At 59.8% G+C, this 16,249-nt stretch carries 14 protein-coding genes and 1 pseudogene; 6 read left to right on the top strand and 9 right to left on the bottom strand.

Going from position 1 to position 16,249, the window contains the following annotated elements:
* Positions 1-2 precede the first annotated feature (2 nt).
* From tauA to KGB07_RS10805, 4 genes are all read right to left on the bottom strand, one after another.
* Positions 3-980 carry a taurine ABC transporter substrate-binding protein gene (gene tauA, locus KGB07_RS10820; protein WP_046040783.1) on the bottom strand — a complete coding sequence of 326 codons (978 nt, stop codon included), beginning with the start codon at positions 978-980 and terminating at the stop codon, positions 3-5.
* Positions 981-1,275: 295 nt separating this feature from the next.
* The gene (gene gshA, locus KGB07_RS10815; protein ID WP_223465369.1) at positions 1,276-2,859 is read right to left on the bottom strand and encodes a glutamate--cysteine ligase; all 1,584 of its coding nucleotides are present in this window, start codon (positions 2,857-2,859) and stop codon (positions 1,276-1,278) included.
* A gap of 316 nt (positions 2,860-3,175) precedes the next feature.
* Positions 3,176-3,559, bottom strand: a complete 384-nt coding sequence (locus KGB07_RS10810; protein ID WP_007972875.1) for a PaaI family thioesterase — start codon at positions 3,557-3,559, stop codon at positions 3,176-3,178.
* Entirely contained in the window at positions 3,559-5,883 is a 2,325-nt protein-coding gene (locus KGB07_RS10805) for a Tex family protein (protein ID WP_150755933.1), read from the bottom strand. Before KGB07_RS10805 ends, KGB07_RS10810 begins: the two co-directional genes overlap by 1 nt.
* Positions 5,884-6,243: 360 nt before the next feature.
* Here KGB07_RS10805 and ompR point away from each other — a divergent pair, with 360 nt between their 5' ends.
* Together ompR and KGB07_RS10795 are read left to right on the top strand one after the other, a co-directional pair.
* A complete protein-coding gene (gene ompR / locus KGB07_RS10800; protein ID WP_046040787.1) occupies positions 6,244-6,984 on the top strand; it encodes a two-component system response regulator OmpR in 741 nt (246 codons plus the stop codon).
* Positions 6,985-7,099: 115 nt separating this feature from the next.
* Positions 7,100-8,413: an ATP-binding protein gene (locus KGB07_RS10795; RefSeq protein ID WP_046040789.1), complete on the top strand. Its 1,314-nt coding sequence runs from the start codon at positions 7,100-7,102 to the stop codon at positions 8,411-8,413.
* 177 nt (positions 8,414-8,590) lie between these two features.
* On the opposite strand, the gene rimK is transcribed toward KGB07_RS10795, so the two are convergent.
* Positions 8,591-9,496 carry a 30S ribosomal protein S6--L-glutamate ligase gene (gene rimK, locus KGB07_RS10790; protein WP_007972871.1) on the bottom strand — a complete coding sequence of 302 codons (906 nt, stop codon included), beginning with the start codon at positions 9,494-9,496 and terminating at the stop codon, positions 8,591-8,593.
* The gene (locus tag KGB07_RS10785) at positions 9,493-9,912 is read right to left on the bottom strand and encodes an ATP-dependent zinc protease (protein ID WP_235863954.1); all 420 of its coding nucleotides are present in this window, start codon (positions 9,910-9,912) and stop codon (positions 9,493-9,495) included. Before KGB07_RS10785 ends, rimK begins: the two co-directional genes overlap by 4 nt.
* Before the next feature lie 275 nt (positions 9,913-10,187).
* Between KGB07_RS10785 and KGB07_RS10780 the strand changes: the two genes are divergently transcribed.
* The 3 genes from KGB07_RS10780 (at position 10,188) to KGB07_RS10765 (ending at position 13,665) form a co-directional block, all read left to right on the top strand.
* Positions 10,188-10,595 carry an RNA-binding S4 domain-containing protein gene (locus KGB07_RS10780; RefSeq protein WP_008045331.1) on the top strand — a complete coding sequence of 136 codons (408 nt, stop codon included), beginning with the start codon at positions 10,188-10,190 and terminating at the stop codon, positions 10,593-10,595.
* 445 nt (positions 10,596-11,040) lie between these two features.
* On the top strand, positions 11,041-11,943 hold the full coding sequence (gene hslO / locus KGB07_RS10770) for an Hsp33 family molecular chaperone HslO (protein WP_046040793.1): 903 nt from the start codon (positions 11,041-11,043) through the stop codon (positions 11,941-11,943).
* Between the two features lie 180 nt (positions 11,944-12,123).
* Entirely contained in the window at positions 12,124-13,665 is a 1,542-nt protein-coding gene (locus KGB07_RS10765) for a phosphoenolpyruvate carboxykinase (protein ID WP_046040794.1), read from the top strand.
* Between the two features lie 96 nt (positions 13,666-13,761).
* Here KGB07_RS10765 and KGB07_RS10760 read toward each other — a convergent pair whose 3' ends face one another.
* From KGB07_RS10760 to KGB07_RS10750, 3 genes are all read right to left on the bottom strand, one after another.
* Positions 13,762-14,115 carry a DUF1493 family protein gene (locus KGB07_RS10760; protein ID WP_046040796.1) on the bottom strand — a complete coding sequence of 118 codons (354 nt, stop codon included), beginning with the start codon at positions 14,113-14,115 and terminating at the stop codon, positions 13,762-13,764.
* Between the two features lie 290 nt (positions 14,116-14,405).
* Entirely contained in the window at positions 14,406-14,702 is a 297-nt protein-coding gene (locus KGB07_RS10755) for a hypothetical protein (protein WP_046040799.1), read from the bottom strand.
* A 246-nt stretch (positions 14,703-14,948) separates the two neighbouring features.
* Positions 14,949-15,239 (bottom strand): hypothetical protein, encoded by a 291-nt coding sequence (locus KGB07_RS10750; protein WP_046040800.1) that lies wholly within the window; start codon positions 15,237-15,239, stop codon positions 14,949-14,951.
* A 448-nt stretch (positions 15,240-15,687) separates the two neighbouring features.
* On the opposite strand from KGB07_RS10750, the pseudogene KGB07_RS10745 reads away from it, so the two are divergent.
* Positions 15,688-16,095: pseudogene (locus KGB07_RS10745) on the top strand (DEAD/DEAH box helicase); the annotation flags it as partial.
* Between the last annotated feature and the right edge of the window lie 154 nt (positions 16,096-16,249).

Genomic DNA, 16,249 nt, shown 5'->3' with positions numbered 1-16,249 from the left:
GATCAGTTGGTGATGAACTTGGCGCTGACGTACGGCGCGTAGTCCGGCAGTACCGCCTCGACCTTGCCTTGCTCCTTGAGGAACGCCGCGGTGTCGGTGATGGCTTTGGTGGTCGGCGCGCCGAGGGTGAGCACCTGGTCAGCCGCCAGTGGGTAGACGTTGCCTTGCAACAGCAATGGAATGTCGCTGGCCTTGGCGCCAGACAGTTTTACAAGCTTGTCGACGTTGCCCTGGTTGGCCAGCCAGGCTTGCGGGTCTTTGCGGTAATCGGCGTAGGCGTCCAGGGTCACTTTGGCGAACGCGGTGACGATCTCCGGGTGCTTCTCGGCGAAATCCTTGCGCACGATCCAGGCGTCGAAGGTCGGTGCGCCGAACTTGGCCAGCTCGCCGGAGGTGATCAGTACCTTGCCGTTTTCCTTGGCGACACCGAGGGCCGGATCCCACACGTACGTGGCGTCGATGTCACCGCGTTTCCAGGCGGCAATGATCGCGGGTGGAGCCAGGTTGAGAACGGTGACTTTCGACGGGTCGATGTTCCAGTGCTTCAGCGCGGCGAGCAGGCTGTAGTGGCCGGTGGAAACGAACGGCACGGCGATCTTCTTGCCGATCAAGTCTTGCGGGGTCTTGATCCCGGAGCCGTCGCGGGCGACCAGGGCTTCGGCGGCGCCGATCTGGGTGGCGATGAGGAAGGTTTCGACCGGGACTTTACGGGTGATGGCGGCGGTCAAAGGGCTGGAACCCAGATAGCCGATCTGCACGTCACCGGAGGCGATGGCGGCGATGATGTCGGCACCGTTGTCGAATTTGCGCCAGCTGATATCGGCCTTGGTGGCCTTTTCGTAAGCGCCGTCAGCCTGGGCGACTTTCGCCGGGTCAACGGTGGTCTGGTAGGCGACGGTGAAGTCGGCCGCCTGGGCAAAAAAACTCGCGGTAGCCAAGGAAGCGGCCGCCAGCAAGCGTAGAGGGAAAGTCAGTTTCATCAGAAAGCTCCTTGTCAGGCGACCGATTGTCGGCGTGAGAAAGAGACTAAATGATCTAAGAATTCGAAAATAAATAACTTTTTCGAATTAGCTTATGAGGGGAATATTGAGGAGCGACAGCTGAATTGTGGCGAGGGGGCTTGTCGGAGCGCCGAACCGCCCCGTTCGGCTGCGAAGCAGTCGTAATGCAGGCAACTCGGTTTACCCTAAATACTGCGGTGTCGGTCTGATCTGGGACTGCTGCGCAGTCCAGCGGGGGCAAGCCCCCTCGCCACAGGGGACCTGTGTTTGACGGTTAGTTACTGATCGCCAGAATGCTCGCCTGGTACGCCCCGACGAACACATCGAAATCACCGACTTCGTTCTGTTCCAGCTCAGCCTGCTGAGCCAGCGACGAACGCGCCCGCTCTTCAAACTTCGCCTGCTCCTCAGCCGGCAAAGGCTCGCTGCGGAAGAACTCGGCATGGGCCTGGCTCTGGCGCAGGGAGAACTGGGCGAAGCTTTCCTTGTGCTCGGCCATCGCCGCCAATACCTGGGCCGACGGCGTCAGGGACGGGTCCTGGACCTTGGTCATCTGGGTGTCCAGCGCCTTGCTGTGGGCATCGCCGCCATGGCACTGGTCGAGCATCGCCGCCAGAGGGGCGATTTTTTCCAGCAGCTCGCCGGCCCATTCCTTCAGGTCAACCGGCTGGCCATCCCGTTGCAGTTGCAGGCCCGGACGACGACCTTCCTTGACCACGCTGAGGAAGTTCGAGGTCGCGTTGCCGCAACTGGTGTTGGTCAGCAGCGGGCTGTCATTGAGCGCGCAGTACAGCAGGAACGCATCGAGGAAGCGCGACTCGGTAAGGTCGATGCCCATCGGCAGGAACGGGTTGATGTCCAGGCAGCGTACTTCGACGTACTGGATGCCACGGGCCATCAGCGCCTGGATAGGACGTTCGCCGGTATAGGTCACGCGTTTCGGGCGGATGTTGGAGTAGTACTCGTTTTCGATCTGCAGGATGTTGGTGTTGAGCTGTACCCACTCGCCATCCTGGTGGGTGCCGACTTCGACATACGGCGCATACGGCGTGGCCACCGCTTTGCGCAGGCTGTCGGTGTAGCTGTTCAGATCGTTGTAGCACGGCGTCAGGCCAGCCTGGGCGTTGCTCTGGTAACCCAGGTCGCTCATGCGCAGGCTGGTGGCGTACGGCAGGTACAGGGTATGCGGGTCCAGTTGTTCCAACTGGTGCGAACGACCGCGCAGGAAGCCGGCGTCCAGTGCGGGTGAAGCACCGAACAGGTACATCAACAGCCAGCTATAGCGGCGGAAGTTGCGGATCAGCGCGATGTAGGACGACGACTGGAAATCGCGGTCGGTGCCGACAAAGCCTTCGGCCTGCTTGAGCAACGGCCAGAGTTTTTCCGGCAGGGAAAAATTGTAGTGGATGCCGGCAATGCATTGCATGGTCTTGCCGTAACGCAGGGCCAGACCCTTGCGGTAGACGTACTTGAGCTGCCCGATATTGGACGTGCCGTAATAGGCGATCGGGATATCTTCCTCGGCCGGCAACGGGCACGGCATCGATGGGCTCCACAGGTACTCGTTACCGAGCTTGCTGTAGGCAAAGCGGTGAATGCTGTCCAGGCTCGCCAGCGTATCGGCAGGATCGGGCAGGGCCGGGGTGATGAACTCCAGCAGCGACTCGGAGTAGTCGGTGGTGATCTGTTCATTGGTCAGCGCGGAACCCAATTCTTCCGGGTGCGGCGTTTGCGCCAGGCGACCTTCATCGGTCACGCGCAGGCATTCACGTTCGATGCCGTGAAGGCACTGTTCGAGCAGAGAGAGGTTAGCGCGCTCGCCGAGCAGAGCCAGGCGGCGGTTGAGAAGTTCGCTCAAGTTGGATTCCTTCACGCGTCAGTCGCCCCAATATGGGGGTGGGCAAGACGGTCTACAAGGGTGAAGTTAAAACTGGCGTTTTCGCCTGGTTTTGGAGCCGCACTGAACCGGTAAATAACTGATTGCAGTAATCCCTGTGGGAGCAAGTCTGTGGCGAGGGGGCTTGCCCCCGTTGGGCTGCGAAGCAGCCCCAAAGTCTCTCATATACCAGGATTTTGTGAGTGCTACGCACTCAAACGGGGGCAAGCCCCCTCGCCACAAGCCCGCTCCCACAGGTTGCGTACTGCCGAAATTAACTCAAATTGATGACGACTAGCTACAGGACAGCGAACGTGCCTTGTGCTTTTGCGACCAGTTTGTCGCCCTGCATCACATCGGCCTCGACCACCAATGTGCGGCGGCCCGGGTGGATCACCCGCGCCGTGCACATCACCTCGCCATCTGAGACGGCTCGGATGTAGTTGATCTTGCACTCGATGGTCGCACTCTGCTGGTCAAAGCCGTGGGTGCTGGAACAGGCCAGCCCCATGGCAATGTCCACCAGGCTGAACAAGGCCCCGCCGTGCAGCTTGCCGCCGCGATTGCGCAGCTCCGGTTCCAGCGCCAGGGCGACTTGCGCCACCCCGGTTTCCAGACTGTGCAAGCGGCAGCCCAGCAGCTTGAAAAACGCGCTTTCGGTCAGCCCGGCGGGAATGTCCATCAGCGTTTCTTCAACTGCTTGGCATTGGCGAACAGCGAAGCCATGGCATTGTTGCTCGGTGCTGCCGCCGTGGTTTCCTTGCGCGGTGCGGTGTTCTGGGACTGGCGTGGCGCTGACCCCGGACGCGCGCCGCGAGCGCCGTCGATCTTCTCGCCCGGGGTGTCGCTCATGCGCATCGACAGGCCAACGCGTTTGCGCGGGATGTCGATTTCCATGACCTTCACTTTCACCACGTCACCGGCCTTCACCGCTTCCCGTGGATCCTTGATGAACTTCTCCGAAAGTGCAGAGATGTGCACCAAACCGTCCTGATGCACGCCGATATCGACGAAGGCACCGAAGTTGGTCACGTTGGTCACCACGCCTTCGAGGATCATGCCCAGTTGAAGGTCCTTGAGGTCTTCGACGCCTTCCTGGAACTCGGCGGTCTTGAACTCGGGACGCGGGTCGCGGCCGGGTTTTTCCAGTTCCTGGAGGATGTCGGTCACGGTCGGCAGACCGAAGGTTTCATCGGTGTACTTCTTCGGATCGAGGCGCTTGAGGAACGCGGCATCGCCAATCAGCGAGCGGATGTCACGGTCGGTTTCGGCGGCGATGCGCTGAACCAGCGGATAGGCTTCCGGGTGAACCGCCGACGAGTCCAGCGGGTTTTCGCCATTCATGACGCGCAGGAATCCAGCGGCCTGTTCGAAGGTTTTCTCGCCCAGGCGCGCGACTTTCTTCAGCGCAGCGCGGGTCTTGAACGCACCGTGCTCGTCGCGGTGGCTGACGATGTTCTGCGCCAGGGTCGCGTTGAGGCCGGAGATCCGTGCCAGCAGCGCCACGGACGCAGTGTTCACATCCACGCCGACGGCGTTCACGCAGTCCTCGACCACCGCATCCAGGCCACGGGCCAGTTTCAGTTGCGACACGTCGTGCTGGTACTGGCCGACGCCGATGGATTTCGGATCGATTTTCACCAGCTCAGCCAACGGGTCTTGCAGGCGACGGGCAATCGACACGGCGCCACGGATCGACACGTCGAGGTCCGGGAATTCCTTGGAGGCCAGCTCCGATGCCGAGTAAACCGATGCGCCGGCCTCGGAAACCATGACCTTGGTCATCTTCATGGCTGGGTATTTTTTGATCAGCTCAGCGGCCAGCTTGTCGGTCTCGCGGCTGGCGGTACCGTTGCCGATGGCGATCAGGTCCACCGAGTGCTTGGCGCACAGGGCGGCGAGCACGGCGAGGGTCTGGTCCCATTTGTTGTGCGGCACGTGCGGGTAAACCGTGGCGTGATCCAGCAGCTTGCCGGTGGAGTCGACCACGGCGACCTTGCAACCGGTGCGCAGGCCCGGGTCGAGGCCCAGGGTGGCGCGTGGGCCGGCCGGGGCCGACAGCAGCAGGTCGTGCAGGTTGTGGGCGAATACGTTGATCGCTTCGGTTTCCGCGCCATCGCGCAGTTCGCCCAGCAGATCCGTCTCCAGGTGGGTGTAGAGCTTGACCTTCCAGGTCCAGCGCACCACTTCGCCCAGCCATTTGTCGGCGGCACGGTTCTGGTTCTGGATGCCGAATTGCTGGCCGATCATGCCTTCGCACGGGTGCATGGTGCCCGGCAGTTCGTCGCCGACTTTTAGCGCTGAGCTGAGGATGCCTTCGTTGCGACCACGGAAAATCGCCAGCGCGCGGTGCGACGGCATGCTTTTGAGCGGTTCGTCGTGTTCAAAGTAATCGCGGAACTTGGCGCCTTCCTCTTCCTTGCCAGCAATCACGCGGGCACTGAGGGTGGCTTCCTGCTTCAGGTAGTTGCGCAGCTTGTCCAAGAGGCCTGCGTCTTCGGCGAAGCGTTCCATCAGGATGTACTTGGCGCCTTCGAGGGCAGCCTTCACATCGGCCACGCCTTTTTCCGCGTCGATGAAGCGTGCGGCTTCGGTTTCCGGGCTCAGGGACGGGTCGTTGAACAGACCGTCGGCCAGCTCGCCCAGGCCGGCTTCCAGGGCGATCTGGCCCTTGGTGCGGCGCTTCTGCTTGTACGGCAGGTACAAGTCTTCGAGACGGGTCTTGGTGTCGGCGAGCTTGATGTCGCGTTCAAGTTGCGGGGTCAGCTTGCCCTGCTCCTGGATGCTGGCGAGGATGCTGATACGCCGTTCGTCGAGTTCTCGCAGGTAGCGCAGGCGCTCTTCCAGATGACGCAATTGCGTATCGTCGAGGCTGCCGGTCACTTCTTTCCGGTAACGGGCGATGAAGGGAACGGTAGAGCCTTCATCGAGTAGCGCGACGGCCGCTTCGACCTGTTGTGGGCGTACACCGAGTTCCTCGGCGATGCGGCTGTTGATGCTGTCCATAAAACCACCTGACAAATTGTGAAAGCAGGCTCGCAGGCGCAGAGATAGGACCTGGGCGAGTCTGGTTGAGCGGCCTGGCCTGCGCCGCTACCTGGATCAAAAGGTATCCCGTTGACCCGTGAAATCGAACAATTACTGCCGACGCCATGAAAAAAAACGCGTCCGTCTGTAGTACCTGTCTGACGTTGCCTGACACAAAAGGCCGCGCATTATAACCAGCGTTCCGGCATTCGGGGACATCGCGGATTGCAGGTGCAATGGCCGGTTTTCTGGCGCTGGAGGAAAAATCTGCTAACAATGCACACGGTGCGTATAACGGCAGCTACGCCATAATGCGCGCCGAGATCAAAGGAGCATCCAATGAGCAGCACTGCACAAACTGCTGAAGGCGAAAAAATTCTTATCGTTGACGACGATCCGGGGCTCAGCAGCCTGCTGGAACGTTTTTTCGTCAGCAAGGGCTACCGCGCCCGCGCCGTACCGAACACCGAGCAAATGGATCGCCTGCTGGCGCGCGAAGTGTTCAACCTGGTCGTCCTCGACCTGATGTTGCCCGGCGAAGACGGCCTGACCGCCTGCCGCCGCCTGCGCAGCGCGAACAACCAGATTCCGATCATCATGCTCACCGCCAAGGGCGACGAGCTGAGTCGTATCAAGGGCCTGGAGCTGGGCGCCGACGATTACCTGGCCAAGCCGTTCAACCCCGATGAGCTGATGGCTCGCGTCAAAGCGGTATTGCGTCGCCAGTCGGCTCCGGTGCCTGGCGCCCCGGGCAGCGAAGACGAAAGCGTGACCTTCGGTGACTACGAGTTGTCCCTGGCCACCCGCGAGCTCAAGCGCGGCGAAGAAGTGCACATGCTCACCACCGGTGAGTTCGCTGTACTCAAGGCTCTGGTGATGAACGCACGTCAGCCGCTGACCCGCGACAAACTGATGAACCTGGCTCGTGGCCGCGAGTGGGATGCTCTGGAGCGTTCCATCGATGTGCAGATTTCTCGTCTGCGCCGGATGATCGAGCCCGATCCGTCCAAACCGCGTTACATCCAGACTGTCTGGGGCGTGGGTTACGTGTTTGTACCGGATGGTACCGCCACCAAGTGATTGGCGATTTGTAGGAGCGGGTCATGCGGACAGCGGATCAATCGATCCTGTCCGCAGACTCGCGATCCGCAATATGCGAGCATCGCTCGCTCCTGCAAGTGTTTAACGGTTATCCATGAAAACCCCCGTTTGGTTCCCCCAGAGCTTCTTCTCCCGCACCCTTTGGCTGGTGCTCATCGTCGTACTCTTCTCCAAGGCACTGACCCTGGTTTATCTGCTGATGAACGAAGACGTATTGGTGGACCGCCAGTACAGCCACGGTGTCGCCCTGACGCTGCGCGCCTATTGGGCGGCCGATGAAGAAAGTCGCGGCAAGATCGCCGAGGCCGCGACCCTGATACGGGTGGTGGGTGCCGGCGTGCCGGAAGGCGAACAGCACTGGCCTTACAGCGAGATCTACCAGCGGCAGATGCAGGCGGAGTTGGGTGCCGACACTGAAGTCCGGCTGCGCATGCATTCGCCACCGGCGCTGTGGGTCCGGGCGCCAAGCCTGGGCGATGGCTGGCTGAAAGTACCGCTTTATCCCCATCCGCTGCGCGGCCAGAAAATCTGGAACGTACTGGGCTGGTTCCTCGCCATTGGCCTGCTGTCCACCGCTTCGGCCTGGATCTTCGTCAGCCAGCTCAATCAACCTTTGAAGCGTCTGGTGTATGCCGCGCGGCAACTCGGTCAGGGTCGCAGCGTACGCCTGCCGATCAGCGATACGCCGAGTGAGATGACCGAAGTTTACCGCGCCTTCAACCAGATGGCCGAAGACGTCGAGCAGGCCGGTCGCGAGCGTGAACTGATGCTGGCCGGGGTGTCCCACGACTTGCGCACGCCATTGACCCGCTTGCGCCTGTCCCTGGAGCTGATGGGCGATCACACTGACCTGACCAATGACATGGTTCGTGACATCGAGGACATGGATGCGATTCTCGATCAGTTCCTGGCGTTCATTCGTGACGGGCGCGATGAGTCGGTGGAAGAGGTTGACCTGAGCGACCTGGTCCGTGAAGTTGCCGCACCGTATAACCAGACCGAAGAAAAAGTGCGGTTACGCCTGGAGCCTATCCAGCCGTTCCCACTGCGTCGTGTGTCGATGAAGCGGCTGCTGAACAACCTGATCGGCAACGCGCTGCATCATGCTGGCAGCGGTGTGGAGGTGGCGGCGTATGTATCCGGGGATACCAGCGCACCGTATGTGGTGCTGAGTGTCATGGACCGTGGTGCCGGTATTGATCCATCGGAACTGGAAGCGATTTTCAACCCGTTCACTCGCGGTGATCGTGCCCGGGGTGGCAAAGGTACCGGATTAGGTCTGGCGATCGTGAAGCGGATTGCTTCGATGCATGGCGGGAATGTTGAGCTGCGTAACCGCTCGGGCGGTGGGCTGGAAGCTCGGGTGCGGTTGCCGTTGGGGTTGATGTTGCCGCGGGATGCTGTTTAGCAAACACAGAGGCCTTTGTGGCGAGGGAGCTTGCTCCCGTTCGGCTGCGCAGCAGCCGCAAAACCAGACAACCGTGTCCGAAGTGCAAGAACACGATTGTGGGATTTGGGAGTCCTTCGGCCTGGAGCGCCAGCCCGGTCCAACGGGAGCAAGCTCCCTCGCCACAGTAGATGAGCCTCAGCCCTTCCCTTTGGTCCGCGTCATATTCGGCCCACCATTCTTCTCCAGATGCTCGATGATGATCCCCGCCACATTCTTCCCGGTGGTGGTCTCGATCCCCTCAAGACCCGGCGACGAGTTCACCTCCATCACCAACGGCCCGTGATTGGAGCGCAGGATGTCGACGCCTGCCACCGCCAGCCCCATGACCTTCGCCGCACGCAACGCCGTCATGCGTTCTTCCGGGGTGATCTTGATCAGGCTCGCGCTGCCACCGCGATGCAGGTTGGAGCGAAACTCGCCGGGTTTGGCCTGGCGCTTCATCGCTGCAATTACCTTGTCGCCGACGACGAAGCAGCGAATGTCCGCACCACCGGCTTCCTTGATGTACTCCTGAACCATGATGTTCTGCTTGAGGCCCATGAACGCCTCGATCACCGACTCCGCGGCCGTGGCGGTTTCGCACAGCACCACGCCGATGCCCTGGGTACCTTCCAGGACCTTGATCACCAACGGCGCGCCGTTGACCATTTCGATCAGGTCGGGAATGTCATCGGGGGAGTGGGCAAACCCGGTCACCGGCAAACCGATCCCGCGACGGGACAGCAATTGCAGCGAACGCAGCTTGTCCCGGGAACGGGCAATGGCCACCGATTCGTTGAGCGGAAATACCCCCATCATTTCGAACTGGCGCAGCACTGCGCAGCCATAAAAGGTCACGGAAGCGCCGATCCGTGGAATCACCGCATCGAAACCCTCCAGCGGTTTGCCGCGGTAGTGGATTTGTGGCTTGTGGCTGGCGATGTTCATGTAGGCGCGCAAGGTGTCGACCACCACCATTTCATGGCCACGCTCGGTACCGGCTTCGACCAGACGACGGGTGGAATACAGACGCGGATTCCGCGACAGCACAGCGATCTTCATGCAACACCTGTGGAGGAGGTAGATACCGGGAACACCGGCTTGTCTTGTACATACTTGATGCCCGGATTGACCACCAACTGGCCGTGGATCAGGGCTTTGGAGCCGAGCAGCAGGCGATAACGCATGGACTTGCGGCAGGCGAGCGTGAACTCGACCCGCCAGACCCGATCACCAAGGGCCAGGGTGGTGCTGATCACGTATCGCACCTGCGCGTGACCGTTTGAGCTTTTAATGGTTTTCATCGTCACCAACGGAGCTTCGCAGCGTCGGTGGCGCAGTTGTACGACGGAACCCAGGTGGGCGGTAAAACGCACCCACTGCTCACCATCGCGCTCGAACGGCTCGATTTCGGTGGCGTGGAGGCTTGAGGTGCTGGCACCGGTGTCGATTTTTGCCCGAAGGCCGGCGACTCCCAAATCCGGGAGCGCCACCCACTCGCGCAGACCGACAACGGTCAAATGGTCAAATGTCTTCAATAGTGCTCAACCGGTAAAACCGCTCGGGCCGCATACGGCCGGATTCGCGGTATTCACGCAGAATAATGATTAAAAGGCGACAGATATCTACGGCCCGGATTTCCAGCCTCCCAAGGAGGTTATGGAATGTCAGCATTGTAATCCGAGCCGGTGAAATTCTTGGTACGTCAGAAACGGTAGTACAGTTCACCAATATTTCAGAATGAGGAAATTCCATGGCACAAAAAAACGAAGAGGACGACAAAGTCCGCCTCGATAAATGGTTGTGGGCTGCACGATTCTACAAAACCCGCGCCCTGGCCAAGGCGGCGATTGAAAGCGGCAAGGTGCATTGCCGGGGCGAACGCTGCAAGCCGGGCAAGGAGCCGCGTATTGGCGACGAATTTGTGATTCGCACAGGTTTCGAAGAGCGCACGGTGGTAGTCCTGGCACTGTCGATCGTTCGTCGCGGCGCACCGCAGGCGCAAACCTTGTATGCCGAAACCCTGGCCAGCATCGCCAAGCGCGAAGAGGCCGCGGCGCAAAGAAAAGCCGGAGCCCTGGGCGTGAGCACCGACGGTAAGCCGAGCAAGAAGCAGCGGCGGGATTTGTTCAAGTTTCGTGGCAGCAGTAACGACGACTAATACAGATATTTCTTGGGCGAGTGCCAGACCGCTATCGCGGGCAAGCCCGTTCCCACAAGGGTTTGTGCCGTTCCTGTGGGAGCGTGGCTTGCCCGCGATCGAGTGCGCAGCACTCGCCAGGTTTCACCGCGCCTTCAGGCCAAGACTTGCAATTGACCCGGTGCGCATCCATATCTGTGCCTGGCCAGCAGTGCATCGCAAGGACGATATCGCCGCTCGTCGAAAATCACACACAGTCTCTGACCTGTAGGCCATAACCACATTGCCAGCAGTGCAGGACGGGAAACGACCCGGAACCCATCAGCGCTTGTTCCACCTTGCTTGGATCAGGCCCGGATTGTTCATAAAATGCCTTTCATGGCTGAACGTTGCGCACCCGGGGGGTGGCGCAAGGGCAATTTCTTGTTTTCTGTAACCTTTTTCACTACTTCAGATACCCAGACCTATGACCGATCACGCGGATAACGACTTCACACAACGCTTCATCTTCGATGACAGCGACACCCGTGGCGAGCTGGTCTCGTTGGAGCTCAGCTACGCCGAAGTCCTGGCCAAACACGCCTACCCGCAGCCGGTCGCGCAACTGCTCGGCGAGCTGATGGCGGCCGCATCGTTGCTGGTCGGCACGTTGAAGTTCGATGGCTTGCTGATTCTGCAGGCACGCTCCGAAGGCCCGATCCCGCTGCTGATGATCGAGTGCTCCAGCGAGCGTGACATCCGGGGTCTGGCCCGTTACGAGGCCGACCGCATTGCCCTTGACGCTACCCTGGCTGACCTGATGCCGGACGGCTCGCTGACATTGACCGTCGACCCGAAACGGGGCCAACGCTACCAGGGCGTCGTCGATCTGGATGGCGAAACGTTGTCCGACTGCTTCACCAACTACTTCGTCATGTCCCAGCAGATTGGCACCCGCATCAAGCTCTGTGCCGATGGTCGTCGCGCCCGTGGCCTGTTGCTGCAGCAACTGCCGGCCGACCGTTTGAAAGACGATGACGAACGCGCCGCCAGCTGGCAGCACATCACCACCCTGGGTGGTACGCTGACCGCCGATGAGCTGTTGAGCCTGGACAACGAAACCGTGTTGCATCGCCTGTACCACGACGAGCAGGTGCGTCTGTTCGATGTGCAGAAGCTGCGCTTCCGTTGCAGCTGCTCGCGCGAACGTTCGGCCAATGCGCTGGTCAGTCTGGGTATGGAAGACGCGCAGCAATTGGTGGTCGAACACGGTGGCAACATCGAAATCGATTGCCAGTTCTGCAACCAGCGCTACCTGTTTGACGCGGCCGATGTCACTCAATTGTTCGCCGGCGCGGGTATCGAGACGCCGTCAGATACCCGTCACTAAAACGGTTCAGCGCAGGTAAATTCACTGCCTTGCGCCGGATTAACGCCGTTACGACAGGAGGGGTCTACTTTTTTTGGGCTTTTCTGGCATAATCCGGCCCACTTTTTCCACGGTAGTAGTGCACGACTTTCTACTACAAAAACGTTTGGAGCACTCGGCCACTGGCCGACGGGGAACCTCATGACGCAAGCCAACAATGCCGTGTACACCGATCTGAGTGTTGATGATCTGGTTAAAGAAGCCCTCAACCGTGGTGAAGGCGAGCTTGCCGATACCGGCGCACTGGTTGTTCGTACCGGTCACCGTACCGGCCGTTCGCCAGTCGATCGTTTCATCGTTGAAGAGCCTAGCACCCAGGCCGCCATCGCCTGGGGACCGATCAACCGCAAGTTCCCGGCCGACAAGTTCGACGCCCTGTGGGCTCGCGTTGAGGCATTCAACAACGCGCAAGAGCATTTCGTTTCCTACGTACATGTAGGTGCGGCTTCCGAGCACTACCTGGCTGTGAAGATGACCACCCAGACTGCCTGGCAGAACCTGTTCGGCCGTTGCCTGTTCATCAACCCAGCTCAGTACAACCCGGCGGGTCGTGACGAGTGGCAAGTCCTCAATGTTGCCAACTTCGAGTGCGTACCAGAGCGTGACGGCACCAACTCCGACGGCTGCGTGATCCTCAACTTCGCACAGAAGAAAGTGCTGATCGCCGGCATGCTTTACGCCGGTGAAATGAAGAAAGCCATGTTCTCGGTGCAGAACTTCCTGCTGCCGGCTGCCGACGTACTGCCAATGCACTGCGCCGCCAACATCGGCGAAGAGGGCGACGTGACCCTGTTCTTCGGTCTGTCCGGTACCGGCAAGACCACCCTGTCGGCCGACGAAAGCCGTTACCTGATCGGTGACGACGAGCACGGCTGGGGCGAAGGCGTTGTGTTCAACATCGAAGGCGGTTGCTATGCCAAGTGCATCGACCTGTCCGAGAAAAACGAGCCGGTTATCTGGAAAGCCATCAAGCACGGCGCGGTATTGGAAAACGTCGTTATCGACGATGCCAAGCACGCCGACTACGCTGATGTCAGCCTGACCCAGAACAGCCGCGCCGCCTACCCGCTGGAGCACGTTGCCAAGCGCTCCGAGAAGAACCTCGGTGGCGAGCCGAACGCTGTGATCTTCCTGACCTGCGACCTGACCGGCGTACTGCCGCCAGTGTCGATCCTCAACGAAGAACAAGCGGCTTATCACTTCCTGTCCGGTTACACCGCTCTGGTCGGTTCGACCGAAATGGGTTCGGGCAGCGGCATCAAGTCGACCTTCTCCACCTGCTTCGGCGCACCGTTCTTCCCGCGTCCGGCCGGTGAATACGCTGAGCTGCTGATCAAGCGCATCCGCGGCTTCGGCTCCAAGGTCTACCTGGTCAACACCGGCTGGACCGGCGGTGGCTACGGCGTCGGCAAACGCTTCAACATCCCGACCACTCGTGCCGTGATCGCAGCGATCCAGAGCGGCGCGCTGATCGGTACCGAGACCGAGCACCTGGACACCATCAACCTCGACGTGCCAGTGGCCGTACCGGGCGTTGAGACTGGCCTGCTGAACCCACGCAACACCTGGGCCGACAAGCCATCCTACGACGAAGCCGCCAAAGCACTGGCCGGCCTGTTCATCGAGAACTTCAAGAAGTTCGAAGTGAGCGACGCGATCAAGGCTGCTGGTCCAAAGCTGTAAGCGCTGGATTGAGCTAACGAAGAAGCCGCCCCTCGGGGCGGCTTTTTTGTGCGCAAAATTCAGTTTTTCGTGGGCAAGTCAGAATGCGTAGGACCGTTACAGGCCCTCGAGCTCATCCGTGTCCCAGCGTTGGGCCTTGATGGCCCGGTAGAGCATGCCGATGGTCAAAGGCACCTTCTCGCCGCGACCCTTGGCTTTTCGCTTTAGATTCACGTCAAAGCCGTCGGGCTGGAAATAGCGATAGCTGTCGAAATCCACGAAATCGATGGCGAAGTGGTCTTCCAGGGTTTCGATCAAATGCCGGGCGTCTGCACCGTTGCAGCCCAGGTCGAAGTTGATCGAGGTGCCGAGGCTGATGGTTTTGCGTTCGGGGAAGCCGAGTTCTTCATGCAGCAGTTGCATGAGTTGCTGCATCAAGTGGTCGTCGGGGAGGTTGGGGGCGAGGTTCATTGAGGGAGATCCGTTTGGGCCTGAACGGATCTTATTGGTCGTCGGACTTGAGAGGAAGGGCCGGCTGAGTTGATTGCTTCTGGCTCAGCGTTTTCAGTTTGCACGGAGGACCGACGTTCACCCCGCAGGATCTCGCTCATTTGTTGCACGCTTTCCATTAGCTCATCAAAAAAACTGCTCATGGTTTCCTTCTGTATCCGATGAGGGAATTGAGTGGTTTGTTTCCATCGGAGCAATTCTTGTTTCTTGATCGCTCCTGCGCAGTGCGTGGGAGCGATCTCCATTAAAGATCAGACCGGGGCTTTCCAGTTGAGCATGCGTTGCTGGGCGACTTTGAGCAGGTCGCAGCCGTCCTGGGTCAGCAGGTAGAGGGCGTGGGTGATGTGCGGGATGTCTTTGATGTCGCCGTGTTTGAAGCATTGGCAGTGCAGGGTTTGCAGCAGGTCACTGGAGGCCCGGATGCGCTGGAGGGCGGCTTCGAGGATGTCTTGCGGGTTGGCCTCTGTGTCGATGATCAGGGGCGGGGTGTCGGTTAAGTTCGTTTTGAGTGGACGATATCGATTTGGAAATGGATTTGGTGTGGCCACTGAAGAAAACCTCTAGTAAGTGGAAATGTGCGTTCTCTCTTATTCGAGTGACCAAGCCCGAGTCGCTGATTTGGCAGCGACAGTCCGGACTATATGTTCGAGCCACTGGCTGGCGATAGCCGACAAGTTGTCTTGTTTTGTAGGACCTTGCCGAAGCTTTGATAGGGCGTTGCTGACAGACTTATCCACAAGTGCACCGCGTTATCGTTCTTCGCGAGCGGGCTCGCTCCCACAGGTGGTGGTGCTTCAGCCGGTGAATTTCGGCAAGCGCTGGCGGGCGATGTCGAGCAGGTCGTTGCCGTCCTGGGTCAGCAGGTACAGGGCGCCGACGATCTTGGGGATGTCGCTCGCTTCGGCCTGTTTGAAACACGTGCAATAAAGGGTTTCGAGCAGGTCGCTGGCGGCGCGGATGCGTTGTCGGGCGGCGTCGAGGATCTCGAAGGGGTCAGCCTCGGTATCAATGACCAGCACAGGGGTTTCGCTGTAGCGGGTCTTGAGCGGGTGATAGCGGGCTGTCAGCGTGTCGGTTTTTTTCATCGAGTGGGTCCTGTGCGAAATCGGCAAGTGTTCCCGGGCAGGCCGAGACACTGTTTTCAGCCGCGCCGGAAACTATAGAAGGGTGTGGCGTTGCGGGACAAGACGGCTGAAATGGACAGGCTTTGTAGGGTATTTATCGTGCTCCGAGGATAAGGCTTACACATTGTCGGAGATTTGTGCGACGAAGCCGCTGCCGGTAAAAATGCCTACTGGGTTATCAGTCGCTATTGAGCAAGTATTGGCAGAGGGGGGCTTTGGAAACTGTCGGGTATTCCGAGTTTTGCGGTGGGTGTGCTCGCGAAAGCGATCTGTCAGTCGCCCGACTCCCCAAGCCCTTCCCGCCATTCGCTGTATCATCCGGTATCGTTTTTGCCCCCGACCTTTTCTCGACTCGCTGCGATCGCCGGCTAGGCTTTTGACTCCGCAGCAGTCAATGGAGTGACAGCTTATGCACAACACCCTGGAACAGGTTTTCGGTTATCCACAATTTCGACCCGGTCAGGAGGCGGCCGTCGGTGCTGTGCTGGCGGGGCGCTCGGCGGCGGCGATTTTCCCCACCGGTTCCGGCAAATCCCTTTGCTACCAATTGCCGGCGCTGTTGCTGCCGCACCTGACGCTGGTGGTCTCACCGCTGCTGGCGTTGATGCAGGATCAGCTGGCGTTCCTGCAACGCCACGGCATCTCGGCGGGCAGTATCGATTCTTCGCAGAATCGCGAAGACGCCAGCGATGTCATGGCCCGGGCGAAGTCCGGCGAACTGAAGATTCTGATGATCTCCGTGGAGCGCCTGAAGAACGAGCGCTTCCGGCATTTTTTGCAGCAAGTACCGATCTCGCTGCTGGTGGTGGACGAGGCGCAGAGGGTGTAATTAGTTTTGTGTAAACGGTCATTTGGCAGGAGACTGCCTACCCCAAGGAAATCCAATGACCGAGCCAAAATCCAAGCGCGCCAAACGAGTCAAACCTGATCCTGAACTGGTTAAATTGGCCGACAGCCTGCTGAGCAATTAC

The organism is Pseudomonas sp. GL-RE-26, from assembly GCF_019956275.1.
Taxonomy (GTDB): domain Bacteria; phylum Pseudomonadota; class Gammaproteobacteria; order Pseudomonadales; family Pseudomonadaceae; genus Aquipseudomonas; species Aquipseudomonas grandcourensis.
The sequence above is the reverse complement of the archived record's forward strand: the minus strand, read 5'-3'. Positions and strand labels throughout refer to the sequence as shown.

Bases quoted from the DNA above. Each gene is read 5' to 3' on its own strand.
- KGB07_RS10765 (WP_046040794.1), top strand. From the start codon at position 12,124: ATGACGCAAGCCAACAATGCCGTGTACACCGATCTGAGTGTTGATGAT.
- KGB07_RS10760 (WP_046040796.1), bottom strand. From the start codon at position 14,115: ATGAACCTCGCCCCCAACCTCCCCGACGACCACTTGATGCAGCAACTC.
- KGB07_RS10750 (WP_046040800.1), bottom strand. From the start codon at position 15,239: ATGAAAAAAACCGACACGCTGACAGCCCGCTATCACCCGCTCAAGACC.
- ompR (WP_046040787.1), top strand. From the start codon at position 6,244: ATGAGCAGCACTGCACAAACTGCTGAAGGCGAAAAAATTCTTATCGTT.
- hslO (WP_046040793.1), top strand. From the start codon at position 11,041: ATGACCGATCACGCGGATAACGACTTCACACAACGCTTCATCTTCGAT.
- KGB07_RS10780 (WP_008045331.1), top strand. From the start codon at position 10,188: ATGGCACAAAAAAACGAAGAGGACGACAAAGTCCGCCTCGATAAATGG.
- KGB07_RS10810 (WP_007972875.1), bottom strand. From the start codon at position 3,559: ATGGACATTCCCGCCGGGCTGACCGAAAGCGCGTTTTTCAAGCTGCTG.
- KGB07_RS10795 (WP_046040789.1), top strand. From the start codon at position 7,100: ATGAAAACCCCCGTTTGGTTCCCCCAGAGCTTCTTCTCCCGCACCCTT.
- rimK (WP_007972871.1), bottom strand. From the start codon at position 9,496: ATGAAGATCGCTGTGCTGTCGCGGAATCCGCGTCTGTATTCCACCCGT.
- tauA (WP_046040783.1), bottom strand. From the start codon at position 980: ATGAAACTGACTTTCCCTCTACGCTTGCTGGCGGCCGCTTCCTTGGCT.
- KGB07_RS10805 (WP_150755933.1), bottom strand. From the start codon at position 5,883: ATGGACAGCATCAACAGCCGCATCGCCGAGGAACTCGGTGTACGCCCA.